Here is a 23815-nt window from a genome sequence, read left to right on the forward strand (position 1 = left end):
TATATATCATGAAACGAAAACATATTTATCTTTTATTAAGTATTTTAGGTATTTGTTATACTTGGTTTTTTAACATTCAATATTTTCAAACAGCAATAGATCCTTCTCTTTTAAATTTTTTTAGAGATGCTAAATGTAGCCTTCCCGCTCAATCATTAGAGGCCGATCTAAAAGTTGTTGTTATTACCTTTTTTATTTTCTATATTCCTGATGCCATCCGTTTGAAAATTAAATATTGGTGGACTTTAATCCCTCTTACTATTTTAATTGCTGTAGCGTTCACCTTTCCCTTTTATCTATTCTTAAGAGAGTTAAAACTTGAAAAAGAAAAAGATCAATTATAGAAAAATAGTTTTTTATAAATAAATTTAGTACAAACATTTGTTGCACAACTATAAAATTATGCCATCCCTTATTTTTTTACAGTTGTGCAACTATTATAAGAATTAGAATTTCATAACACTATTTATCATTCATAATTATTTATAAAAAGTAAGTAAAATGAAAAAAACAGCTATTATACTCGGAGCAACAGGACTTACAGGAAGCTATTTATTAGATTTGTTATTAATGAGTGAGGATTATGAGAAGGTTAAAATATTCACTCGAAAAACTACAGGTAAAAAACACCCAAAACTAGAGGAATTTATAAGCGATATACTTTACCTAGAAAAATTTTCTAACGATTTCAAAGCAGATGACGTTTTCTGTTGTATTGGTACCACAAAAGCTCAAACACCTAATAAGGACGAATACTACGCTATTGATTATGGTATTCCTGTTAGTACAGCTAAATTATGTGAACAAAATCAGATTTCTACTTTGAGCATAATTTCTGCTATTGGCTCAAATCCGAAATCTTCTGTTTTTTATAGCCGTACCAAAGGTGAAATGGAACAAAGCGTTTTAAAATATAACATTCCTAATATCCTTATCTATAGACCTTCTTTAATTTATGGAGAAAGAAAAGACAAACGTCTTGCAGAAAACATAGCCACTATACTAATCAACGGATTACAGTTTCTTTTTATAGGTAAAATGAAAAAATACCGCGCTATTACAGGTAAAGAATTAGCCAACGCTTTATTTTTAGGCGTAAAAAAAACAGGACATCAAATTATTGAAAGAGATCAGTTTTTATAATACTATTTAAAATTTGAATTATTTCAGTAAATTCAAATTTTATGGATGTTAAAAAATACGATTAATTAGTTCAAGTTGCTGTTAACTCATTTATTTAATTAAAGCCCAAAGACAAACAAAGTAAGCTTTGTAAGAAAACTTTCTAATGTTACAACGTATATTGTTCTTGGGAACATTTTTTAATCTAGTGAATCTATTCTTTTAGCATTTGAATTACGTTGAATTTTCAATAAAATACATTTTCTTTCTAAGGCAATATCCTCTAATCCATAATCTGTATATACACTATTATATTTTTCTTCTTTTGAGAATTTTGCAATTTGCAATTCTCGTATTATTACATACTGCAACTGGAAACGAATCTATGATATAATGCATTTCAAACAACTCATAAAGTAATACCATTTAAGCTTAAAATATACTGGGTTAAAAAGTAAAGTTCTCAATACGCTTTTTTTAAACAACTCGAACAGACGGTTGAGTTATATAATTGAAATCATCGTTAGTTCGAGCGCGAAGCGCATCGAGAAGCAACGCTAATTTTTGTTGCTTTTATAGATGTACTATTTTTAAAAAGAAAATTCAAAGTTTAAATGGTATAAGTTTCCAATTTTATGTAATTACCTATTAAATCTACTTTTGTCGAGCATTCCAGGAACAAAACCATACTGCTTCATAAATTTTATAGCAGAACAATGATTTCCATAAAAACTTGTCGACGAAACTATTGCTGTTAGAATAATCTCACTATCACTTACTCGTCTTCTTGTATCTTCTTTGTGATCAATTCCTTTTAAAATATCATCGATTAAACAAAAAATTGATATAATTTTGTCCTTGCAAAGCATTGGTTTGGTATTATAGTTCGTAAAACAAATTTACTGAACCTTTGCTTTGTTTTTTCTTTATCGCAACTAGCAACTTGAATTATTTAGATTAGATATTAGTGCAGTGATTTATAAAAAAAGAGTTAAAGAATTTCGTTTTGCTCTGACTACGTCTCCGATTCACTCAGCTCTTCAACTAAAAAACGTATGTTAAATTGTATAGTTTTAACTTGTACTGAAAAGGAGAGCCTCCCTTTTTTTACCACAATACTAAAATTCTTTTCTTTAAAAAATTTATTAGACTATATTTGTATTTTGCTAACGATTAGAAAATTATTATACTTTATATATTAATGAAAAAAATGCTCTTAATATTTCCTGACTATTATCATTTTGATAAAGTAGTATTAAAAGGATTTAAAAAATATTCTGATTTTGAAGTAATAAAAATAACTCCAAATAAAAATTATTATTACAGAAATTTTTTTGAAAAAATATTGAATTTTTTTTCAAAAACACTATTTGGAACAAATCTAAAAAAAAAATATTTTGTATACAAAAGGATTATAAAACAGATTAATCAGCATGAAAATTATGATTTTATTTTTGTAAATAGACCTGATATTTTAGATAAAAGACATATTTCCCTTTTACACAAAAAATCCAATAATGTAGTAGCTTTATACTGGGATAGTATTGATAAAATCCCAGGGTCAAAAAAAACAATTCCTCTATTCAAAAAACATGTGAGTTTTGATAAGGAAGATTGTTTAAAATACAATTTTAAATTTATTCCAAATTTTTATTTTGATATTGAAAAAAAAGAAAAAAATGAGAAGCCTCATGATATTGTATTTTTAGGAACTTATGATAAACGTATCGATGATTTTATTAATTTTTATAAAAAAGTAAAATCCTCTCAAATTGATATATATGCTAAGATATTTGATAAAAAAAAAGAAATCAATCCGAAACATCAAATAGAAGGTATAGAGTTCACTAATAAAATAATCCCTTTTATAAATTCTTCAAAGTTTTATAAGAATTGTCATGCAATTTTAGATCTAGCACATAAAAACCAAAGAGGATTGTCTTTTAGACCCTATGAAGCATTAGGATTAAAAATTAAGCTTATTACAAATAACACCGATATTGTTAATTATGACTTTTATCATCCTAATAATATCTTTGTCTTTGAAGAAATTAATACTGATGAATTAATCAAATTCTTAAAGTTACCATATCACGAACTATCCACAGAAATATATTTAAAATATAGCCAAAAAAAATGGATTGATAATATTCTAAATTATTAAAATCATTAAAACAATAAAAATGGAAAATCCAAGAATTTTATTCTTATGCACTGATGATAAAAAACCAGTTGGAGGAATAAAACAAATCTATAAAATGGTCGAATTATTAAATCGAAACAATTTTAATTCATATGTTTTGCATAGAAAGAAAGGATATAAAGTCACTTGGTTTGAAAATAACGCAAAAATACTTTACAATAAAGAAATATTCTCTCTACTAAAATATAGTTCCGAAAAAGAAAAAATTAAAATCAAATCAAAACTATATTTTGACAGACTTTTAGATAAATTAAAGAAAAATTATACCATAACCAATAAAGATATTCTGGTCTTTCCTGAAATATATGGTAATTGGATTAATCATGTTTTTCCCGAAAATTTTAAAGTGATTTTTAATCAAAATTGCTTTTATACATTTCACAATACTGAAATAGGAAATGATTCACATTATTTAAATAAAAAAAATTTAGCTACTATTACAGTTTCAAATGACTCCAAACAATATCTAGAAACAACTTTTAAAGATATATTAATTGAAAGAATTAGGCTAAGCATAAATGAAAACTATTTTAACTTTAAAAAAGAAAAAAAGAAAAAAATTTGTTTTATGCCTAGAAAATTAAACGAAGATATTGTACAGATTATAAATATTTTAAATTTAAGAGGCAAATTAAAAAATTGGGAATTTATTCCAATTGACAACAAATCAGAAGAAGAAGTCAGTAAAATCATGAAAGATAGCTTTATTTTTCTTAGTTTAAATTATACAGAAGGTTTTGGTCTGCCTCCTGTTGAAGCTATGGCATGTGGTTGTATCGTAATTGGATACACAGGACAAGCAGGTAAAGAATACTTAAAACCTGATTTTAGTTTTCCAATAGAAGAAAGAAACATAATTGATTTTGTCAGTACAATTGAAAAAGTTGCTCTAGATATAGAAAAAAATGAATATTTTTATTTAAATATGAGCAAAAAAGCATCAAAATTTGTTTTAGAAAACTATAACTATTCAAATGAACTAAATGATACTTTAACTACTTGGAACAAAATTATCGACTTATATAAAAGTAAAATTTAAAAAATTGGAAAACATCAACACCGAAATACACAACGCCTTTGAAGTTATTAAAGATGGAGGCATCATCCTATACCCTACCGATACCGTTTGGGGAATAGGCTGCGATGCTACCAATCCAGATGCTATTAAAAAAATTTATGCTCTAAAACAACGTGAAGAAAGTAAAAGCATGATTGTTTTAGTTAATGGCGAGCGTATGATTTATAATATTTTCAACAACTTACCCGAAGTGGCGTGGCAAATTTTAGATGTTTCTGAAAAACCTACTACTTTGGTATTAGACAATCCAAGGAATGTAGCCCCCAACATCATTGCTGAGGACAAAACATTAGGTATACGCATCGTTACCGAACCTTTTTGTTTTAAACTGATGGAACGCATGAAAAAACCATTAGTTTCTACCTCTGCCAATATTTCAGGACAACCTACTCCTATTTCCTTTAAAGAAATTAGCCCCGAAATTATTAAAGGTGTAGACTATGTAGTAAATTTGCATCACGAAAAAATTTGCAAGAACCCTTCTACTATCATAAAAATAACAAATGATAGCCAGGTAAAAATTATTCGCAAGTAATTTTATTCCAAATCTACAGTTTAAAGAATTACAAATAACTTTAAACTACATACCTTAAATTAGTGTTAATGAATTATAAAGAACATTTAGATCACAAAATTTTTGAAATTGTATCACAAGCTGCTCAATTACTGAACTTAGAATGTTATGTAATTGGCGGTTTTGTACGCGATATCCTCTTAGAACGCAATCATAAAAAAGATATTGATATAGTAGCTGTTGGAAGTGGAATAGAACTTGCACTAAAAGTATCAGAACTCATCCCTCATAACCCTAAAGTTCAAGTATTTAAAAATTACGGTACCGCTATGCTTCGATATGAAGACATGGATATTGAATTTGTTGGTGCTAGAAAAGAAAGTTATAATTTTGACAGCCGAAAACCTGTTGTAGAAAATGGAAGCTTAAAAGATGATCAAGAACGAAGAGATTTTACAATCAACGCTTTAGCTTTTTCACTAAATACTTCTAATTTTGGAGATTTAATAGATCCTTTTAATGGCGTAATAGACTTAGAAAAAAAAATCATCCGTACACCACTTGATCCAGACATAACGTATAGTGACGATCCTTTACGCATGATGCGAGCCATTCGTTTCGCTTCACAGTTAAATTTTCAAATTGAATCCGAATCACTTGATGCAATAAAAAGAAACAAAGATCGAATTCATATCATTTCTGGAGAAAGAATTGTAGATGAATTAAACAAAATTCTACTCTCTACAAAACCATCAATCGGATTTTTGTTATTATACCAAACAGGTTTATTAGATATTATTTTACCCGAATTAACTGCCTTAAACAATGTAGAAGAAGTTGAAGGACATACTCATAAAAATAATTTTTATCATTCATTAGAAGTAGTAGACAATATTTGCCCTAATACTAATGATTTGTGGTTAAGATGGTCTGCTCTACTACACGATATAGGAAAAGCTCCTACTAAAAAATTCCATAAAAGACAAGGTTGGACCTTTCATGGGCATGAATTTTTAGGAGGAAAAATGGTGAAAAATATTTTTATCCGATTGCACATGCCTTTGAATCATAAAATGAAATTTGTTCAAAAAATGGTTCAAATGAGTTCCCGTCCAATCATATTAGCACAAGATATAGTCACTGATAGCGCAGTTCGAAGACTCGTTTTTGATGCAGCCGAAGATGTTGAAAGTTTAATGATCTTATGCGAAGCCGATATTACTACTAAAAATTCAAAAAAATTTCAAAAATATCACAACAATTTCAAAATTGTCCGTAAAAAAATCATTGAAGTAGAAGAACGTGACCGTGTTAGAATTTTTCAACCTCCCATCACAGGAGAAGAAATCATGCAAATTTTTGACCTAAAACCTTCTAAGGAAATTGGTATTTTAAAAGAGGCCGTAAAAGAAGCTATTTTAGAAGGAGAAATCCCTAATGAATATGAACCCGCTTTAACTTTTATTTTAGAAAAAGCTGAAAAAATGGGACTAAAAAGAGTTAAATAATATTATGCAAGATCATACATGATTTAAATCATGCGGTTTAATATTTTTTTTTAATGATTTTGTATTAAAAAAATAAAAATGAAATTTATAAAAATAGCAAAAACAGCACTTATTTTAGTATATCTAGTCGTAATAGCTGGTGCATTAGTTAGAATGACTGGATCGGGTATGGGATGTCCAGATTGGCCAAAATGTTTTGGTTATTATATCCCTCCAACTAATATACAGGAATTAACTTGGACAGAAAATAGATTGTTCAAAAAAGGACAAGTTATCATTAAAAACGAGCAACTATTAGTAGCCAAAGAAGATTGTATAACTGGCAAACAATTTGACACTACACAATGGAATAAATATACTAAACACGATTATGCAGAGTTCAACCCCACTCATACTTGGGTTGAATATATAAACAGACTCTTTGGTGCCTTATCTGGTTTTGCTTGTTTAGCTATGTCATTTTATTCTTTTAGTTTTTGGAAAAAAAACAAGTTGATACCCATTTTATCATGGCTTGTAGTCTTTATGATGGGATTTCAAGCGTGGCTTGGAGCGACTGTGGTTTATTCTGTATTAAACCCTGTAAAAATAACCCTTCACATGATAATGGCTTTAGTTATTATAGCCTTTATTATTTATATCATCTTTTTAGCAGATCTAAAATCTAGCTCAAAAATACCAGATAATACCTTTCGAAATTTACTATGGGTAACTATTACTATGACATTAATACAAGTTGTTTTAGGAACACAAGTTCGACAATTTATAGATGAACAAGTAAAATCAGGAATAGAAAATCCAACGTTATGGTTATCCAAGCCGCAAATAACATTCTATATCCACAGAAGTTTTTCTATTTTAGTATTAGCAACCAACCTATTTTTATATTTTCGAAATAAAAAACTAAATCTTGGTTTTAAGGAAATGAATTGGGTCTTATTACTATTAGTTCTTGAAATTCTTTCGGGTATTTTTATATACTACCTGAATTTCCCATTTGGTTCACAAACTGTACATCTTGTATTAGCATCTATCCTTTTTGGAATTCAATTTTATATGCTACTCCAATTTAAACAAAAAAACAATATCTCTTTTTAAATTCATACATAAGGGCTAAAATAAAAATTAGTCCTTTTTTATTTTTCCTACCTCCCCTGTAGAATAAAAGTATAAACATACAAAATCTAAACCCAATAAAAACTAGAGAAATACTCTTCCTATCCAAGATATTGATGCTCTCTCAAAAAATCAAACATAAAAACAACTTATTCTAAAAATTATTTTGAATACGCCCCTTAACTTATTATTTTTACCAAACTAAACATATATATCATGTCACACACTATATTATCGCTCCAAAATGTAACCATTTATCAAGAAGGGAATAAAATTTTATCCGATATCAATCTAAGTATTACTCCAGGCGAATTTATTTATATTATAGGTAAAACAGGTTCTGGAAAAAGTAGTTTAATGAAAACACTTTATGCTGATTTACCTCTTACACAAGGCGAAGGCACTATAGTAGACTATGATCTTCATGGTCTTGTAGATAATGATATTCCCTTTTTAAGAAGAAAAATAGGTATTGTTTTTCAAGATTTTAAATTACTCCCCGACAGAAGTATAAATGCTAATTTACATTTTGTTTTAAAAGCTACAGGTTGGACAAATGAATTAGATATGCAAACTAAAATTGATGAAGTTTTAGAAAAAGTAGGTCTTTTAAATTTAGCCAACAAAATGCCTCATCAATTATCTGGAGGAGAACAACAACGCGTAGCTATTGCTCGTGCTCTATTAAATGACCCTGATTTAATCTTAGCAGATGAACCAACTGGTAATTTAGATCCACAGACAAGTATGGAAGTTATGGAAGTTCTTCGAAAAATCAATCAAAATGGAAAAACAATTTTAATGGCTACACATGATTATGCCCTGTTAATGAAATACCCTTCTAAAACATTAAAATGTGAAGAAGGCGCTATTTTTGAAGTGGTACAAAAAACAACCTAAAAATGCTCAAAAAGCCTTCCTTTTGGTTATGTCTCTTCGTATCTTGTCTATTAAATGCACAAGAAGAAAAGAACTTTAGCATTCGGTATCAAAATTATTTAAAAGGCGATATTTATTTTATCGCCAACAGTATTATAGGCAAAAAATCAGGAAAAAATGCAAACGAACCTTACGATAAAATAAGTTCCAATGCAAAACTGAATGATCAGCTCAATATGGCCTATATAGATATAGATCAAGAGCTCGAAACATTTTCATCTAGTTCAGCAGTATTAGAACCTATCCACCCTAATGACAAAGTTCTTTTTGCTGGATTATACTGGTGTGCCACACTACCTGACAGAAACAATTCTATACAACCTATCAATAAAATATCTATTAAAACACCACAATCTGAAAACTATTTTACAATAGAAGGAAGTATTCTATACGATGCAAAAGAGCATAATAAACACACTACTAATGCACCGTACGTATGCTTTTCAGATATAACAGATCAAATCAAATCAAAGCCTTGGGGTACTTATACTGTAGCTAATATTCAAGCCAGTCAAGAAAAAATTGAAGGAGGTAGTGCCGCAGGTTGGGTACTTTATGTTATTTATGAATCTGACTCAGAACCTTACCACCTAATCAGTTTATATGATGGCTTTTCTTATATCTATAACAAACCCGTTGAAATTAACTTTAAAGAATTCATTACCCCAAAAACAGGCAAAATCACTCCAAAACTTACTGTAGCTGCTTTAGAAGGCGATTTAAACATTGAAGGAGACAATCTAAGAATCAATACTCCTAATACTAAAAAGTGGTATTATATTAGTAATTCTTTAAGAAGTGGTCAAAACATCTTTAATAGTAAAATTACCCATTATAATACTGATTTTAACAAAAGAACCCCTGCCTCTCTAAATACTTTAGGCTACGATGTTTTTTTAGATAAAATTCAAACAAAAGAACTTTCTTTTAGTGATATTGACCAAGTTAATTTAAAAATAAGTTCTTTAGGTGATAAATTTTATGTGACTAATATAGGATTTAGCATAGAAATAGATGAAGATTTTGCAAGAAAAAAAATAGACTCAACTTTATCAACCAAGTATTCTATTACACAAAAAAATGTGCAAATACCTAAACAAAAAAAAAATCTAAATCCAATAGATACAAATACTATACGCAAAACTATAGTCGAACCAACCTCTACAAAAAACAGTAGAAAACCCAAAGAAATAAAAACCTATTTATTTGATTCCACAGTAGCACCTGAAGGCTATTATATAATTGCTAACGCTTATCAAAACATTCATTATGCTCATGATTTTGCAAATAAAATAAGTAGTAAAACAATACAGCCTTTTATTTTTAAAAACCCTGACAATCAATTATACTACTTAAGTTTAAAACATTACAAATCACAAACAGCAGCAGAAAAAGCCTATTACAACAACATCAATAATACATATTTTCAAGAATATTGGATTGCTAAAATCCAACACCCTAATACACCTTTAGAAACTTCCTACAAAAATAAAACTAGAATTGAAAAAGAAATTTCAACCATAAAAATTAATAAATCCAATACCACATTAAAACAAGGATATTATTTAGTTTCTAATGTATTTGAGATTCCTACAAATACAACAAAGTACGTAACCTTTTTAAAAAAACAAGGATTTACAGCTTCCTTTTTTATTAACCCAATAAACAACTATTATTATACTTATCTTGAATATTATACTGATTTAGAAAAAATAAAAGCGGATTATTTTTCTAATTATAACAACCGCTTTTTTGATGAATATTGGATTATGGAAGTTATATTAGAATAACAAAACTGACAAATATCATTTTACGTACCTTTACTGTAGACTACCTTTGATTGTGTAAATTATTAGGTATGTCAACATCATTAATACAGAAATACAATGTGCCTGGTCCTCGATACACCAGCTATCCAACCGTTCCTTATTGGGAAAATCAGGAATTTACTGTTAAAGAATGGACAAAAACAGTATTAAAATCATTTCACGAAAGCAATAAGAAAGAAGGTATTAGCCTTTATATTCATCTTCCCTTTTGTGAAAGTCTTTGTACCTTTTGTGGTTGTCACAAGCGTATTACCAAACGTCACGAAGTAGAAAAACCCTATATAGATGCCGTATTAAAAGAGTGGAATTTATACTGCGCCCTTTTTCATGAACCCCCAATCATAAAAGAAATTCACTTAGGGGGCGGTACACCTACTTTTTTCTCAAATGAAAACCTTACGCTCCTTATTAACGGAATTTTATCAAAAGCTAAAATAGCTCCTGATCATGAATTTAGTTTTGAAGGACACCCTAATAATACAACTCGAACTCATTTACAAACTCTTTATGATCTAGGATTCCGTAGAGTAAGCTTTGGCGTTCAGGATTATAGTGAAAAAGTTCAAAAAGCTATTAATAGAATTCAACCTTTTCAAAATGTAGCTAAAGTAACTTTATGGGCAAGAGAAATAGGATATACCTCTATATCACACGATTTGGTTTTTGGTCTTCCCTTTCAAGGAATAGAAAATATAGTAGACACTATTGAAAAAACCAAATCTCTTTTACCTGAACGATTAGCCTTTTATAGCTATGCTCACGTTCCTTGGATAAAAGGTAATGGACAAAGAGGCTTTAATGACCAAGACGTACCTAAAGACGAAGAAAAAAGAAAATTATACGAAATAGGTAAGCAACTCTTATATAAAAAAGGATACCATGAGATTGGAATGGATCATTTTGCACGAAAAAAAGATTCACTCTATATCGCCTCACAAGAAGGAAAATTACATCGCAATTTTATGGGATATACAGCATCTAAAACTCAATTGATGATAGGTTTGGGAGTTTCTTCTATTAGTGATAGTTGGTATAGTTTTGCTCAAAACGAAAAAACAGTTGAAGACTACTATACCGCTTTAGCAAATAATATACTTCCTATCTCTAAAGGGCATATCTTATCAAAAGAAGATTTAGTGATCCGTAAACATATACTTAATCTAATGTGTCAATTTACAACCTCATGGGATACTAATCACTTATATCTAGAAGATATGCCTCAAATTCTTACTCAATTAAAAGAAATGGAATTAGACGGACTAGTTATTCTTCAGCCCAATGCCATAACTGTAACAGAAAAAGGAAAACCTTTTGTACGTAACATTTGTATGGCTTTTGATTTAAGATTAAAAAGAAAAACACCTCAAACCCAATTATTTTCTATGACTATTTAATATAATTAAATAAACAACTTTTTCAGTATTAAATTTTTTCTACATTTAATTATTCATTTTTAGAAATCATAATACTTAAATTAAGCTTAAATTTGTAACAACTATACATAAAAAAAATATGAAAAAACTAACATTAAGCTTAGGTCTTTTATTATGTCTTCTAAGCTGTAAAAAAGAAGTTACCCCTCAAACGGATAATACGAGTAAAAATGATACACTTTCAAAGGTAGACACTACAACTGCTGAAAAAACAGCACTCAACGATGAAGCAATTGAAAAGGCTAGCAATACCTATATTTACAAGGCTCTTGATGGCAAAAACTACTCCATCTATCACACTGAAAAAGAAGGTAAAAGAGTAGCTATTATATCATTAGACGAAAAAGAATTAGTTATCCTACCACAAAAAGAAGCTTGGGCCAAAGGAGCCATCTACCAAGATAACAAATACAACTTAGAATGCAATGGAGATAACGCAATTTTAAAAATAGATAATAAAGATCAAAAACTTGTTTTAATAAGTCCTATAAACACAGTAGCAATTAACGGAAAAGACAAAAATGATCAAATTGAATTAAGTTATATAAATACAGAAAAAATAAATTTATTACGTATTACCAAATCTGGAAAAACAACCATATATAACCAAATTGAAGCTTGGTCAAAAGGTGCAAACTACACAAATGGAACCGATACTATACAATGTGAAGGAAATAAAAATCCAGCCCTCATTAAAATAAAATCTAATGGAATAGAAACTGATTATTTTCAAAAATAATTCAAAAACAAAAACTCTTTAGTATTAATTAAAAGCGGGTCTCTAAAAAGTAATAACTCAACATCTAGTTTGTCGCTTTAACAACAGGAGAAGTCACATTATCAACACTATGTAATTTTCTTCTCCTGTTCACTTCGTTCAAGCCTCCCTTGAGTAGAAATGGCAAAATTACAACCTTTAGGACACCCTTTTTCTATATATAAAATACTCTCGAATCAATCTAAAAAAATACCTAAAATAAAAATAAGATCAAAAAAATTGATTTTATGATTGTACTTCAAAATAAAATTATAAAACTCTATAATCTTTACAAATCCATAGTATATATTTGAATAAAAAAATACTATTTTTGGCATTATGATGAATGCAAATGAAATTATAGCTATAAAAAAATTATTAGCTACCCCAAAAAAGATAACAATTATCCCTCATCGCAACCCAGATGGTGATGCTATGGGGTCTACTTTAGGATTATATCACTTCCTAAAAAAGTTAGGACACAAAGCTACAGTAATAGCGCCTAATGATTTCCCCAGTTTTTTGGCTTGGTTGCCTAACTCTGAAAATGTTTTGATATACGAAAAAGAAACACAACTTTGTCAAGAACAACTTAATTCTTCTGATTTAGTTTTTACACTCGATTTTAATGCCTTACATAGAACAGGTGATCTAATGGAACGTTTTTTATCTACACTTGATAAAACATTTATCATGATTGATCACCATCAATTACCCGATTCTTATGCTCTTTATAAATATTCTGATACTTCTATGAGTTCTACCTGTGAAATGGTGTATCATTTTATACATTACATAGGCTACGAAAAACTAATAGATAGTACTATTGCCACCTGCATTTATACAGGATTAGTAACAGATACTGGTTCTTTTAGATTTTCATCTACTACAAATACCACACATGAAGTAGCTTCTGATTTAATAAAAAGAGGAATTAAAAATGCTGAAATACACAACAATCTCTTCGATACCAGTTCCTACAACCGATTACAATTATTAGGAAAAGCTCTGCAGAATATGCAAATAATGCAAGATTATAAAACTTCTTACATTACTTTAAGTCAAGAAGAACTAAACCTTTTTTCACATCAAAAAGGTGATACCGAAGGATTTGTAAATTACGGCCTTAGTATAAAAGGAATTGATTTTACTGCTATTTTTATCGAAAATAAAGAAGAAGGAATCATCAAAATTTCATTCCGCTCCCAAGGCGATTTTGACGTTAACCAGTTTGCTCGAAAGCATTTCAATGGTGGAGGGCATTTAAATGCAGCAGGTGGAAAATCAAATTTAAATTTAGAAGAAACCGTAAATCAATTTATTAGTATTGTTAAAGACACAAGAAAATGAAAACATTAAAAATCATTACCTTTATAACTCTTGCTATGAATTTAGTTACTTGTTGTACGCAAAAACAAGAAGCTAGAAAACCTATATCACATAAAACAGGAGAATTCATGAAGCAGTCCATTGATCGTAATAAAAAATTAAACAAAAATGAAGAGGAAATTATCATTAATATAATCAAACAAGATACTACTCATCAGTATACTGCTTCTACAAAAGGTTATTGGTATTTTTATAATATCAAAAATACAACCGAACAACCAAAACCTATTAAAGGCGATCTTGCGTTTTTTGATTATGAAATTAAAGATATAAAAGGAAAAATAATTTATACCCAAGCCGAACTAAAACCCCAAATATATAAAGTAGATCAACAGGATTTTATAAAAGGCCTTCAAGATGGGATAAAGTTAATGCAAAAAGGTGAAAAAGTAACCTTCTTATTACCCTCCCATTTAGCATTTGGATACCACGGAGACAATAATAAAATTGGCATCAACCAACCTTTGATCTGCACAATTACACTCAACGATATTAAGAAGGAAAAAAACAATAAAACTATTGTCCCTTCAGATATAGAAAAAAATAATAACTAAAAATCAATTATTAACTAAAATGAGAAAAATGATAAGTTTAATTTTAAGTTTTTTTACTTTTTTATTTTCTTTTTCATCTTGTAATTCAAAAGGTGAAAATCAAACAGGAGAAGGTTTATTTGCAGAAATAGAAACAAGCAAAGGTAAAATTGTAGTACAACTAGAATTTGAAAAAACACCTATTACGGTAGCTAACTTTGTTTCTTTAGCAGAAGGTAAAAATCCTATGGTAAATACAAAATATACAGGAAAACCTTTTTATGATGGCCTAAAATTTCATCGTGTAATTGCCGACTTCATGATTCAAGGAGGTGACCCTGATGGTAACGGAAGCGGAGGTCCTGGGTATAAATTTAAAGATGAAATCGTACCAGAGTTAAAACACACAGGTCCTGGAATCCTTTCTATGGCTAATGCTGGACCAGGTACTAATGGAAGTCAATTTTTTATTACCCACAAAGCAACTCCTTGGTTAGATGGTCGTCATACGGTATTTGGTCATGTTATAACTGGACAAGAAGTAGTAAATAAAATTGCTCAAGATGATACAATTAACAAAATAATTATCATTAGAAAAGGGGCTAAAGCTAAAAAATTTGATGCGGCAAAAATTTTCAAAGAAAGCGTTGACAAAGAAATAAAAGCACAAAAAGAAATAGAATCTAAATTACTAAAAGTAAAAGCAACTAAAATCGCTTATTTTACTCAAACAAAAACAACCGCTACCAAATCAGATACAGGCTTATTATACCAAATAGTTTCCAAAGGAACAGGCAAAAAACCAGAAACAGGATCTACTGTATACGTTCATTATGCAGGTTATTTTGAAGACGGAACTCTATTTGATACTAGTTACGAACAAGTAGCAAAAGATTTCGGTAAACTAGACGAACGTAGAGCAGCAGCTAAAGCTTATCAACCGTTCCCTTTTCAAGCTGGTAAAAAAGAAGGCTTAATACCAGGCTTTTTAGAAGGCCTAGAAAAAATGAACCTCGGAGATAAAGCTATTTTATTCATTCCAGCTAACTTAGGTTATGGAGCACAAGGAGCAGGTGGTGTAATTCCTCCTAACACAAACTTAGTTTTCGAACTTGAATTATTAGACAAAATGCCAGAAGCTACTCCTAATAAATAGATAAAATACACATCATACACAAGCGGGTGTCTAAAAAAGTAGTAACTTAATATTTAAAGGACAGGAGAAGCCCATTATAAATAATGATTTCTCCCTTTAAATAACAAGATTGCAAACTTTTAGGACACCCTCTTTTATTAAAATATTATAATCCTTATTTTCTTAGATGAATTTCTATCTATACTACTAATTCTCTAAAAACGATTTTTAATTACAGACCCATTTTCATTTATCCTTCCCTTATATTCTTACAATCTTATCATTTTATTTTTAAACTCAGATACACACTATTAGAGAATTTAAGAAAAAATTCACTGCTCATAACACAATCTAATATCATAATAACCGTACATCATAAAAAAATCCGTTTAAAAATAAAACGGATTCTAAAGTTTTGCTCAAAAGTAAATGTGTCTATTATTTCTTCAAATGTGTATCAAAATAATCAGCAATTTTAGCATATAAATGAATTCTATCCCTTCCTCCTACATTATGTTCGTGATTAGGATATAAGAAATAATCTACCTGTTTACCCGCTTTAATACAGGCTTCAATAAAATTCATGCTGTTTTGCTGTACCACAACAGGATCTTGAGCTCCATGAATGATTAACAAACGTCCTTTTAAATTTTTAGCCTTATCTAATAAAGAGGTTTTACTATACCCTTCTGGATTTTCCTGTGGTGTATCCATATAACGCTCTCCATACATGATTTCATAGTATTTCCAATCAATTACTGGACCACCAGCAACACCTACCTTAAAAGTATCAACTTGACTTGTCATTAAGCTAGTAGTCATAAATCCACCAAAACTCCATCCAAAAACTCCAATTTTATCTTGGTCTACAAATGATTTTGATTTTAAGAATTTTACACCTTCCATTTGGTCTGCCATCTCATTCACTCCTAACTGACGATGATTTACATCACAGAATTTTTTACCACGCGAATCACTACCACGATTATCCATAGTAAATACTACATACCCATTTTGAGCCATATATAAATCAAAATAACTAGCTCCTCCTAACCAACGGTTATTAACTAATTGAGCATGAGAACCTCCATAAACATATACCATGACAGGATATTTTTTAGTGACATCAAAATTAGCGGGATAAATAATTCTTCCATTCAAAGGGGTTTTTCCATCAGCAGAAGTTATGGTTACCAATTCTATTTTGGGCATATCAATCTTTCCTACAAAAGGATTGTCAGCTTTTATCAATTGCGTTGTTTTTTTTAATTTAATATCAATAACCGAAATTTCATTTGGTGTTGTAATATTATTATATTGATCTAATACCATCGTTCCATCGGAAGAAACGGAAGCTGTATGAGTTCCTGAAACAATTGTTAATTGTGTTGTTTTCCCAGATTCTAAATCCACTTGGTATAACTGACGATCTAGCCCATTATTAGCGGTTCCTACATAGTTCGCTTTTAGTCCTTTTTCATCAAACCCTAAAAATTCTTTCACTACGACATCCTTATATCCTAAGTTCTTTAATAATTTACCATCCGTATTATATAAATACATTTGATTAAATCCGTTAAAATCAGTTTGGTAAATAAATTGAGAAGGATTAGTAGGAACAAAGATCAATGGGTGCTGTGGTTCAACCCAAGTAGAAGCCTTTTCCTCAAACAAAGTTTTTACAAAAGCCCCTGTTTGCACATCGTATTTATTAAATTTCAAATGATTTTGCTCTCTATTTAAGATTCCTATAAAAATATGCTTTCCAGTAGGTTCCCAAGAAACCATTGTTAAATATTGGTCATTGGGTTCCCCTGTTTGCATTGTTACTTTTTTACCAGAAGCCAAATCAAAAACAACTAAAGTAACTTTTTCATTAGTCATTCCAACCATTGGATACTTAATATCTTTATTAACCGCCTCTGGCTCATTCCAGTTTATTAATGGATAATTAGCTACCATGGTTTCGTCTTTACGATAATAAGCTAATTTTGTCCCTGCTTCATTCCACCACATCCCTCGGTCAATACCAAATTCTTGGCGGTGTACGTAATCAGAACCATTTACAATACCTTTATCTGTATCATTCGTTACATTTATAACATTTCCAGAAAAAGAGGCAACTTGTATATTATTATCTTTTAGCCATGCTACATTTCCATTCGATGCAAATTTTACTTGACTCACTTCATTACTATAAGTAACAACATTTATAATCTTCTTAGTAATAACATCATAAGTAACCCTATAATTATTCTTTTTACCTATTATTTCTGTTTCAAATGTATCAATAGATTTCCATTCGATAGACATTGGAAAACTTCTCAACAAAAAATCATCTGAATTTATTTTATCCTTTAACTCTTTTTCAAAATCATACTTTGTGGCCAAAATTGTTTCTTTCCAACCATTAGAAACACTTTTTTCTAATAAATTTGAAAAATCTGAACTTAAATAAGTAATTGCTTTTGAATTTTTACGCCATTGCTGCGCTAATTGTGTACTGGGAGCAAACTTTCTTCCTCCTGTAACAGTTTCCTCAATAGTCAACTTTTGTGCAAATGTCATACCCCCAATCAAAAGCAAACTAAAAGTGTATTTTTTCATTAATTAATTTTTTTGTAAATTATTTCCAAAAATAAGAATACTTAATAAGTTAAAATATTATTCAAAAGTTTTAGTTTTTTTTTCTGAATATAAATATAAAAGAATACTTTTAACGAAAATTTTTAAACAAATGGACATCATAGATAAAAAATTATTGAAATTACTTCAAGAAGATAGTAAACAAACCACAAAAGAACTTTCAGGAAAACTCAATTTATCCGTTACCGCAGTTTACGAACGCATAAAAAAATTAGAAAAAGACGGGACCATAAAAAAATATGTAGCATTAGTAGACCGAAAAAAAATAAACAAAAGTTATGTCGTTTTTTGTCATATTAAACTAATACAACATAATCATGAATTTATTGCTGATTTTGAAAATGCTATATTAAAACTAGATGAAGTTTTAGAATGTTTTCATGTAAGCGGTGATTATGATTACATCTTAAAAATTTGTGTGGCAGATATGGAAGAATATAGAGAGTTCATGGTTACCAAACTAACATCTATTAAACACATTGGAAGTACCCATTCTTCATTTATGATTGGAGAAGTAAAAAGCACAACCGTTTATGATATTTAAAAAACTAATAAAAAAAAGCATCGTTTTAACTTTTATTGTTTTCTTTTTTTCTTGCCACTCTAAAGTAATTAAAGAAAAAGAAAGGCTCCTTAACAGAAAATGGATGCTTGTAGAAATGGATTCAATCCCTTCTGAAATACTTATAAGAAATAATGCGTATATTGATATGACTATAAAAAATGGAGAAGCATCAGCCTACTTAGGTTGTAATAAATTTAATTTTAGTTATCAATTTAAAAACTCTAATACTTTTTCTGCTACGAATATTATTTCAACTAAAATGTTTTGTGAAGAAACCGCAAAAATCGAAGAAATTTTTGCAAAATTAATACCAAAAGTTAATAGTTTTAACGCTACAAAAGCACATCAATTAGAACTTTTTATAAATGAAAAAAAGAAAATGCGTTTTGTTGCCGCTGATTGGGATTAAATATCACAAATTATCTCAATTTTTTATATTATAAATTGTTAATTTTGTGATCAATTTTTTAAAACAACATAAAATAAATATTTATGAGCACATTTGACGTAGTTGTAATAGGTTCAGGTCCTGGCGGATACGTATCGGCAATTCGTTGCGCACAACTAGGAATGAAAACGGCTATTATTGAAAAATATGCCACTCTTGGAGGTACTTGTTTAAATGTAGGATGTATACCTTCAAAAGCATTATTAGCTTCTTCTCATCATTATGAAGAATTGCAACACTTTGCAGATCACGGAATTGAAGTTTCAGGTGATGTAAAAATCAATCTTCAAAAAATGATCGAACGCAAACAATCTGTAGTAGATCAGACTTGCGGTGGAGTTAAGTTTTTAATGGATAAAAACAATATTACCGTATTTCAAGGTGTTGGATCATTCGAAAACGCAACTACTTTAAACATAACAAAAGAAGATGGCTCTATCGAAAAAATTGAAGCAAAAAATACGATTATTGCTACAGGTTCAAAACCATCTAGCTTACCTTTCATCAAAATTGACAAAGAAAGAATTATTACTTCTACTGAAGCTCTAAAACTACCCGAGGTTCCTAAACATTTAATCATCATTGGTGGAGGGGTAATTGGTTTAGAATTAGGGCAAGTGTACTTACGCCTAGGAGCTCAAGTATCAGTGGTTGAATTCATGGATAGAATTATCCCTGGCATGGACAGCGCTTTATCCAAGGAATTGACTAAATTATTAAAAAAACAAGGCATGAAATTTTATACTTCACACAAAGTAAAAGAAGTGTCTCGTAATGGAAATGAAGTTGTTGTAAAAGCCGATAATACAAAAGGACAAGAAATCGTTCTTGAGGGCGATTATGCCTTAGTAGCCGTAGGCCGTAGGCCTTATACAGATGGCTTAAATATTGATAAAGCAGGTGTAAAACTTACAGAAAGAGGCCAAGTAGAAGTAAACAATCATTTACAAACGTCTACTCCCAATATTTATGCTATTGGCGATGTAATCCGCGGAGCTATGTTAGCACACAAAGCAGAAGAAGAAGGCGTTATGGTAGCCGAATATTTAGCTGGACAAAAACCTCATATTGATTACAACTTAATCCCTGGAGTAGTATATACTTGGCCAGAAGTTTCAGCTGTAGGAAAAACAGAAGAGCAATTAAAAGCCGAAGGCAAAAACTATAAAGTTGGTAACTTTCCTTTCAAAGCATTAGGACGTGCTCGCGCAAGTGCCGATACCGATGGCTTTATAAAAATATTAGCTGATTCCTCTACTGACGAAGTATTAGGCATACATATCATTGGTGCTCGTGCTGCTGATTTAATCGCAGAAGCTGTTACCGCTATGGAGTTCCGAGCTAGTGCAGAAGATATTTCAAGAATGTCACATGCTCATCCTACTTTTGCAGAGGCAATCAAAGAAGCTGCTTTAGACGCTACTGGTAAAAGAGCATTACATATCTAATTTTAACATACAAATCAAAGAAGGTGTCTAAAGATAAGTAGCTTTACATCTTTATCACCTCAACAACAGGAGAAGTCACATTACCAATACTATGTGATTTCTCCCTTTGACCAAAATAACAAGATTACAATCTTTTAGAACACCCTTCTTATTACAAAAACAAAATACTTATAAAGAGATTATTTTCATATACACAACTCTACAAAAGTCAATTCCTATTTTAGAACATGCTCTCTTATTAACAAAATACACACAACCCCCTCTTGAATATAATTTTCATAGATCCCTTTTATAGAAAAGAAATACCTTTTTTCAGGACACTCACATCACTTTTTTACAGACAAGTCAATAAATAAATAAGATTTTCAAAATCTATTTATTTACAATAAAGTAGAAAGCATATTAAAAACAATTCACTTAAAAAAATATCTATTTAAAAATCAAGAACTTAGAAAAAACAAGTAAAAAAAGTAAAAAAAAGCTTGTTTTTATAAAAAACAATCGTAATTTTGCATCGCAATCAAGCAAACAAGGTCAAGCGAGGGGGAGATACTCAAGCGGCCAACGAGGACGGACTGTAAATCCGTTGGGAAACCTTCGCAGGTTCGAATCCTGCTCTCCCCACCCATAAAAACCGATAATTTAATTATTATCGGTTTTTTTTTATTTATTCAATAGTCAAAAATGGTTGGCAAAAACGGATCAAGTCTAAAACCTGTGGATTTGATAAATTAGGCATATAAATTTGTAAGTCTAAAAAGGAAGAATTCTATGTTTCTTACGCCTCTAAATTTACTTCTAAAAGCCTTTATTTGGCTCACATAAAAAATATGGGGAGTAATTGTAAATTGCGACAAAAAAAGTAAATGGATTTTTCGATACTTTCTGCTTTTCTACCCGAAGAATTATTATGTCATTTTGATATTGTTGATTTTATAGAATTAGGAGATATTCAAACAAAAAAGGATTGCTTTTATATCTATCTTGATGAAAAGAACATTATTCCCGAAGGTTTCATTTCAGAGGAATATGAGTCAAAAGGCTTTTGTGAGCGTACTTTGATACAAGATTTTCCAATACGAGGAAAGGCTGTTTATTTAGGTATCAGAAGACGTAGGTGGCGAAATACAGTAGATAAGTCAGAAATTAAAAGCGATTATTCTTTTATTGCAGAAGGTTCCAAATTAACTGTTGAACTTTCGGATTTTTTAAAAGGTACAGGTAGAGACCCGAGAAGATACGATAAGTAACATTGCCAGTTATTATGGCATTAAAGCTGATTTACTGCGAAGACATTACAAAAAAAGAATCAGTGGTTTTACAAGTTGGAAACAGTTAGAACATGCCGAAAATTATCTGATTTACCCCGAAAATATTGGGGAGAATTTAAGTATTGATGAAGTAAGTTTGTCAAAAGGTGAACTTTATACTTTTGTAACCAATAAACAAGGAAGAGGCAAAAAGAAATCCTTAGTGGCGGTTATAAAAGGCACCAAAAGTCAGGACATTATTGATGTGGTTACTAAAATTCCACTTTCGCATAGAAAACAAGTAAAATCGATAACACTTGATATGGCAAACAATATGCAATCAGCATCAAGAATGTGTTTTCCTGAAAGTTACCTTGTCACAGACCGTTTCCATGTGGTAAAGTTGGTAATGGAAGCTCTCCAGCATTTAAGGATAAAATATCGCTGGGAGGAGATTGAAAAAGAGAATCAAGCTATCAAAAAAGCAAAGGAGCAAGCAATAAAATACATTCCAATAACTTTTGAAAACCAAGACACACCCAAACAACTATTGGCTCGATGTCGTTATATCATTGCCAAGAAACCCAACCAATGGACAGAAACCCAAAAAGTGCGAGCCCAAATATTGTTCCAACATTATCCTCTAATACATCAGGCATATAAACACACCCAAGAGTTTAGAAATATTTATGAATACACCTCAAAAGAAGAGGCTAAACAAAAAATATTGAATTGGATATCCAAAACCAAAGAATTAAAAATGACTGTCTTTAATACCGTTGCCAATAGTTTAAATTATCATTTGGAAACAATTGCAAACTTCTTCGTAAAAAGACATACAAACGCAAATGCTGAATCCTTTAACTCAAAAATAAAACTCTTTAGAGCTAATCAAAGAGGTGTGGTGGATACTAAATTCTTCCTCTTTAGAATGGAGAAACTTTTTGCTTAATCCCCAAAAAATTAATCTGAGCCCTGATTTACTGCGAAGACATTACAAAAAAAGAATCAGTGGTTTTACAAGTTGGAAACAGTTAGAACATGCCGAAAATCATCTGATTTACCCCGAAAATATTGGGGAGAATTTAAGTATTGATGAAGTAAGTTTGTCAAAAGGTGAACTTTATACTTTTGTAACCAATAAACAAGGAAGAGGCAAAAAGAAATCCTTAGTGGCGGTTATAAAAGGCACCAAAAGTCAGGACATTATTGATGTGGTTACTAAAATTCCACTTTCGCATAGAAAACAAGTAAAATCGATAACACTTGATATGGCAAACAATATGCAATCAGCATCAAGAATGTGTTTTCCTGAAAGTTACCTTGTCACAGACCGTTTCCATGTGGTAAAGTTGGTAATGGAAGCTCTCCAGCATTTAAGGATAAAATATCGCTGGGAGGAGATTGAAAAAGAGAATCAGGCTATCAAAAAAGCAAAAGAGCAAGCAATAAAATACATTCCAATAACTTTTGAAAATGAAGACACTCCCAAACAACTATTGGCTCGATGTCGTTATATCATTGCCAAGAAACCCAACCAATGGACAGAAACCCAAAAAGTACGAGCCCAAATATTGTTCCAACATTATCCTCTAATACATCAAGCTTATAAACACACCCAAGAGTTTAGAAATATTTATGAATACACCTCAAAAGAAGAGGCTAAACAAAAAATATTGAATTGGATATCCAAAACCAAAGAATTTAAAATGACTGTCTTTAATACCGTTGCCAATAGTTTAAATTATCATTTGGAAACAATTGCAAACTTCTTCGTAAAAAGACATACAAACGCAAATGCTGAATCCTTTAACTCAAAAATAAAACTCTTTAGAGCTAATCAAAGAGGTGTGGTGGATACTAAATTCTTCCTCTTTAGAATGGAGAAACTTTTTGCTTAAT

At 30.1% G+C, this 23815-nt stretch carries 21 protein-coding genes, 1 tRNA gene and 2 pseudogenes; 21 read left to right on the forward strand and 3 right to left on the reverse strand.

Annotation, left to right across the window (positions count from 1 at the left end; translation table 11 throughout):
- The first annotated feature begins 8 nt into the window (after positions 1–8).
- Both HUE53_RS13540 and HUE53_RS13545 read left to right on the forward strand, forming a co-directional pair.
- Positions 9–344: a DUF2834 domain-containing protein gene (locus HUE53_RS13540; protein WP_014164378.1), complete on the forward strand. Its 336-nt coding sequence runs from the start codon at positions 9–11 to the stop codon at positions 342–344.
- A gap of 157 nt (positions 345–501) precedes the next feature.
- Complete coding sequence (locus tag HUE53_RS13545; protein ID WP_192188573.1) at positions 502–1143, forward strand: NAD-dependent epimerase/dehydratase family protein; 642 nt, start codon at positions 502–504, stop codon at positions 1141–1143.
- 98 nt (positions 1144–1241) lie between these two features.
- On the opposite strand, the pseudogene HUE53_RS14605 reads toward HUE53_RS13545, so the two are convergent.
- Both HUE53_RS14605 and HUE53_RS14610 read right to left on the reverse strand, forming a co-directional pair.
- Positions 1242–1793, reverse strand: a pseudogene (locus tag HUE53_RS14605) (hypothetical protein).
- Positions 1767–1991: pseudogene (locus tag HUE53_RS14610) on the reverse strand (IS982 family transposase); the annotation flags it as partial. The pseudogenes HUE53_RS14605 and HUE53_RS14610, both read right to left, overlap by 27 nt.
- Positions 1992–2332: 341 nt before the next feature.
- Here HUE53_RS14610 and HUE53_RS13555 point away from each other — a divergent pair.
- From HUE53_RS13555 to HUE53_RS13610, 12 genes are all read left to right on the forward strand, one after another.
- Positions 2333–3286 carry a CgeB family protein gene (locus HUE53_RS13555; RefSeq protein WP_123906695.1) on the forward strand — a complete coding sequence of 318 codons (954 nt, stop codon included), beginning with the start codon at positions 2333–2335 and terminating at the stop codon, positions 3284–3286.
- A gap of 19 nt (positions 3287–3305) precedes the next feature.
- Positions 3306–4364 carry a glycosyltransferase gene (locus tag HUE53_RS13560; protein WP_063743839.1) on the forward strand — a complete coding sequence of 353 codons (1059 nt, stop codon included), beginning with the start codon at positions 3306–3308 and terminating at the stop codon, positions 4362–4364.
- 4 nt (positions 4365–4368) lie between these two features.
- Entirely contained in the window at positions 4369–4938 is a 570-nt protein-coding gene (locus tag HUE53_RS13565) for an L-threonylcarbamoyladenylate synthase (RefSeq protein WP_065213674.1), read from the forward strand.
- A 68-nt stretch (positions 4939–5006) separates the two neighbouring features.
- On the forward strand, positions 5007–6425 hold the full coding sequence (locus HUE53_RS13570) for a CCA tRNA nucleotidyltransferase (protein ID WP_065213675.1): 1419 nt from the start codon (positions 5007–5009) through the stop codon (positions 6423–6425).
- Positions 6426–6497: 72 nt separating this feature from the next.
- Complete coding sequence (locus tag HUE53_RS13575; RefSeq protein ID WP_041253149.1) at positions 6498–7523, forward strand: COX15/CtaA family protein; 1026 nt, start codon at positions 6498–6500, stop codon at positions 7521–7523.
- A 234-nt stretch (positions 7524–7757) separates the two neighbouring features.
- Complete coding sequence (locus HUE53_RS13580) at positions 7758–8441, forward strand: cell division ATP-binding protein FtsE (protein ID WP_192188575.1); 684 nt, start codon at positions 7758–7760, stop codon at positions 8439–8441.
- Between the two features lie 2 nt (positions 8442–8443).
- Positions 8444–10270 (forward strand): SPOR domain-containing protein, encoded by a 1827-nt coding sequence (locus HUE53_RS13585; RefSeq protein WP_014164367.1) that lies wholly within the window; start codon positions 8444–8446, stop codon positions 10268–10270.
- Between the two features lie 68 nt (positions 10271–10338).
- Complete coding sequence (gene hemN / locus HUE53_RS13590; protein WP_065213677.1) at positions 10339–11703, forward strand: oxygen-independent coproporphyrinogen III oxidase; 1365 nt, start codon at positions 10339–10341, stop codon at positions 11701–11703.
- A 118-nt stretch (positions 11704–11821) separates the two neighbouring features.
- The gene (locus HUE53_RS13595) at positions 11822–12481 is read left to right on the forward strand and encodes a hypothetical protein (protein ID WP_014164365.1); all 660 of its coding nucleotides are present in this window, start codon (positions 11822–11824) and stop codon (positions 12479–12481) included.
- A gap of 357 nt (positions 12482–12838) precedes the next feature.
- Positions 12839–13849, forward strand: coding sequence for a DHH family phosphoesterase (locus HUE53_RS13600; RefSeq protein WP_107317834.1), 1011 nt, complete (start codon positions 12839–12841; stop codon positions 13847–13849).
- On the forward strand, positions 13846–14442 hold the full coding sequence (gene gldI, locus HUE53_RS13605; RefSeq protein ID WP_014164363.1) for a gliding motility-associated peptidyl-prolyl isomerase GldI: 597 nt from the start codon (positions 13846–13848) through the stop codon (positions 14440–14442). The genes HUE53_RS13600 and gldI overlap by 4 nt, the downstream gene beginning before the upstream one ends.
- 19 nt (positions 14443–14461) lie before the next feature.
- Positions 14462–15577 (forward strand): peptidylprolyl isomerase, encoded by a 1116-nt coding sequence (locus tag HUE53_RS13610; RefSeq protein WP_014164362.1) that lies wholly within the window; start codon positions 14462–14464, stop codon positions 15575–15577.
- A 417-nt stretch (positions 15578–15994) separates the two neighbouring features.
- Here the strand turns inward: HUE53_RS13610 and HUE53_RS13615 are convergent, their stop codons facing one another.
- On the reverse strand, positions 15995–18163 hold the full coding sequence (locus HUE53_RS13615) for a S9 family peptidase (protein ID WP_014164361.1): 2169 nt from the start codon (positions 18161–18163) through the stop codon (positions 15995–15997).
- 130 nt (positions 18164–18293) lie between these two features.
- Here HUE53_RS13615 and HUE53_RS13620 point away from each other — a divergent pair, with 130 nt between their 5' ends.
- The 7 genes from HUE53_RS13620 (at position 18294) to HUE53_RS13650 (ending at position 23814) form a co-directional block, all read left to right on the forward strand.
- Positions 18294–18746: an Lrp/AsnC family transcriptional regulator gene (locus HUE53_RS13620; RefSeq protein ID WP_014164360.1), complete on the forward strand. Its 453-nt coding sequence runs from the start codon at positions 18294–18296 to the stop codon at positions 18744–18746.
- Positions 18736–19176: an META domain-containing protein gene (locus tag HUE53_RS13625; RefSeq protein WP_014164359.1), complete on the forward strand. Its 441-nt coding sequence runs from the start codon at positions 18736–18738 to the stop codon at positions 19174–19176. The genes HUE53_RS13620 and HUE53_RS13625 overlap by 11 nt, the downstream gene beginning before the upstream one ends.
- Positions 19177–19259: 83 nt before the next feature.
- Positions 19260–20663: a dihydrolipoyl dehydrogenase gene (lpdA, locus tag HUE53_RS13630; RefSeq protein WP_192188576.1), complete on the forward strand. Its 1404-nt coding sequence runs from the start codon at positions 19260–19262 to the stop codon at positions 20661–20663.
- Positions 20664–21206: 543 nt separating this feature from the next.
- A tRNA-Tyr gene (locus HUE53_RS13635) sits at positions 21207–21287 on the forward strand.
- Positions 21288–21529: 242 nt separating this feature from the next.
- On the forward strand, positions 21530–21913 hold the full coding sequence (locus tag HUE53_RS13640; RefSeq protein WP_014165862.1) for an ISAon1 family transposase N-terminal region protein: 384 nt from the start codon (positions 21530–21532) through the stop codon (positions 21911–21913).
- A gap of 34 nt (positions 21914–21947) precedes the next feature.
- Positions 21948–22865: an ISAon1 family transposase gene (locus HUE53_RS13645; RefSeq protein ID WP_225556192.1), complete on the forward strand. Its 918-nt coding sequence runs from the start codon at positions 21948–21950 to the stop codon at positions 22863–22865.
- Positions 22813–23814, forward strand: coding sequence for an ISAon1 family transposase (locus tag HUE53_RS13650; protein WP_454951265.1), 1002 nt, complete (start codon positions 22813–22815; stop codon positions 23812–23814). The genes HUE53_RS13645 and HUE53_RS13650 overlap by 53 nt, the downstream gene beginning before the upstream one ends.
- Position 23815 lies beyond the last annotated feature (1 nt).

It is taken from the genome of Flavobacterium columnare, from assembly GCF_014844295.1.
Lineage (GTDB): Bacteria > Bacteroidota > Bacteroidia > Flavobacteriales > Flavobacteriaceae > Flavobacterium > Flavobacterium columnare.

Coding starts and splice junctions, on each gene's coding strand:
- HUE53_RS13615 (WP_014164361.1), bottom strand. CDS start 18,163: ATGAAAAAATACACTTTTAGTTTGCTTTTGATTGGGGGTATGACATTT.
- lpdA (WP_192188576.1), top strand. CDS start 19,260: ATGAGCACATTTGACGTAGTTGTAATAGGTTCAGGTCCTGGCGGATAC.
- gldI (WP_014164363.1), top strand. CDS start 13,846: ATGAAAACATTAAAAATCATTACCTTTATAACTCTTGCTATGAATTTA.
- HUE53_RS13640 (WP_014165862.1), top strand. CDS start 21,530: ATGGATTTTTCGATACTTTCTGCTTTTCTACCCGAAGAATTATTATGT.
- HUE53_RS13570 (WP_065213675.1), top strand. CDS start 5,007: ATGAATTATAAAGAACATTTAGATCACAAAATTTTTGAAATTGTATCA.
- HUE53_RS13610 (WP_014164362.1), top strand. CDS start 14,462: ATGAGAAAAATGATAAGTTTAATTTTAAGTTTTTTTACTTTTTTATTT.
- hemN (WP_065213677.1), top strand. CDS start 10,339: ATGTCAACATCATTAATACAGAAATACAATGTGCCTGGTCCTCGATAC.
- HUE53_RS13555 (WP_123906695.1), top strand. CDS start 2,333: ATGCTCTTAATATTTCCTGACTATTATCATTTTGATAAAGTAGTATTA.
- HUE53_RS13600 (WP_107317834.1), top strand. CDS start 12,839: ATGATGAATGCAAATGAAATTATAGCTATAAAAAAATTATTAGCTACC.
- HUE53_RS13540 (WP_014164378.1), top strand. CDS start 9: ATGAAACGAAAACATATTTATCTTTTATTAAGTATTTTAGGTATTTGT.
- HUE53_RS13595 (WP_014164365.1), top strand. CDS start 11,822: ATGAAAAAACTAACATTAAGCTTAGGTCTTTTATTATGTCTTCTAAGC.
- HUE53_RS13560 (WP_063743839.1), top strand. CDS start 3,306: ATGGAAAATCCAAGAATTTTATTCTTATGCACTGATGATAAAAAACCA.
- HUE53_RS13585 (WP_014164367.1), top strand. CDS start 8,444: ATGCTCAAAAAGCCTTCCTTTTGGTTATGTCTCTTCGTATCTTGTCTA.
- HUE53_RS13625 (WP_014164359.1), top strand. CDS start 18,736: ATGATATTTAAAAAACTAATAAAAAAAAGCATCGTTTTAACTTTTATT.
- HUE53_RS13580 (WP_192188575.1), top strand. CDS start 7,758: ATGTCACACACTATATTATCGCTCCAAAATGTAACCATTTATCAAGAA.
- HUE53_RS13545 (WP_192188573.1), top strand. CDS start 502: ATGAAAAAAACAGCTATTATACTCGGAGCAACAGGACTTACAGGAAGC.
- HUE53_RS13620 (WP_014164360.1), top strand. CDS start 18,294: ATGGACATCATAGATAAAAAATTATTGAAATTACTTCAAGAAGATAGT.